A 1,571-nucleotide genomic window follows, 5' to 3' on the forward strand; every position below is an offset into this window, starting at 1 on the left:
CTTATAACCAGATAAATCTAATTTTTCATCATAATTCCCAAACTGTTCAACCAAATCATCCGATTTTTTTTCTTCTTCAGTTTTTTCGATCGTAAAAGCAGGTTCCTTTTCGGCTTCAATTGGTGGTTCTACCGTTAACGGAAGTGTTGTTGCCGCAGCAGTAGCAAGAGGCAAATTGGTAGCCAACGGAGATAATACAACAGGTGCTACAGTTTCTTCCTCTTCTTTTTCTTCGAAACGGCTTGGCTGTAATACCACGTTTTGTGGCTTACGTTCGTTACTTACTGGCTTATCTCGTACCGGAAATTCAATAGGCGCCGAAGGTTCTTCGAAAGTTTTGTTCCTTACTGCCTGCTCTCTAATATCATTTACATAATCTGGCGTTTCGTTGTCCAGGTAAACCTCTTTCTCTTTGCGCTCCGGAAATTTAAAATCGATGTTATATGCGATGATTAAAATGGTTAATCCGGCAAAAGCAATTAGTCCCGCCACCCCGGCTGCGCCAATTTGGGCACCTAATAATTTATTGCTCCAATACCCAAACTCGCCTTCTAAATAATGTGGCGATTCTGACCAGAAACTATGGGCAAAACCTAAGGTTAGGGATATAAACAGTAAAAAGAAAAAGCTATAACCTAATGTTTTAGAGATAGAAAGGATTTTAACTTTAAATAATAAACGGTAACCGATAATAAAAAAGGCCAAAACAAACAAGAAAGATGCGATACCGAACCATTCGTAAATAAACTGGTGCGATAACAAGGCGCCAAACTTACCTAACCAGTTTTGAACTACCGGTATAGAAACACCAGCTTCTTTTAGTTCTTCTGTTGTTTTAAAAAGATTGCCCCAACCACCATTTGCATCGATTACATAACTCTGGTCATCTTGCCAGGTAAATAAATACGAGGTAAAAGCAATTAAAAAATATAACGACAATATCACAAAAAACAGACCTACAATTTTAACTGCACGGCCATCTGCCAAATCGAAGCTTGGCAAAAAATCTCTTTTTTCTTTCGGCTGCCGACCTGATGATGATCTGCCAGGCGCATTTTCTGCACCTTTATCTCTGAATGTATTGGTTTTAAACTGGTTACCCCTTACCGACATTTTCTATCCTAAATAATTTAATATTGAACAAACTTAGATAAAACTGCGCAGCATTAACGAAAGCCTAACAAAAAAAATAATCACAAATTGTAAGCATTGCTGCTAGGGCTTTTATCATACCACTCACTATTTTCAAGAAGCGCTAAATTTGCACCTCTATCTATTGGTTTTATAATCTGCCTTAAATTAAATAAAAATATTCATCGGGCATTAAACCTTAAACAGAAATTATCGTCTATTATTTTAACAACACACAAGTTGTTACGTTTTTGTCAAATGAAACGGATTTTGTTTTAGGTTTTATCCCGTTTTGCCTGGAGAGGTTAAACGGGATTTTTTTATTTAYAAACCTTATAACCTCAGCCTGATTAATTTCCATTCGTAGCGACCATTTTTAGCCTCTTTCTCCTAACACGATCGTCATGCTGAACTTGTTTCAGCATCTTTCCTGCTAGAAG

At 37.1% G+C, this 1,571-nt stretch carries 1 protein-coding gene; it reads right to left on the reverse strand.

Annotation, left to right across the window (positions count from 1 at the left end):
* The coding region (locus AC1DPQ_RS27215) for a DNA translocase FtsK 4TM domain-containing protein (protein ID WP_477611485.1) at positions 1 to 1,113 on the reverse strand (1,113 nt) is incomplete at its 3' end.
* Positions 1,114 to 1,571 lie beyond the last annotated feature (458 nt).

Source organism: Pedobacter sp. 01T416_2 (genome assembly GCF_056398925.1).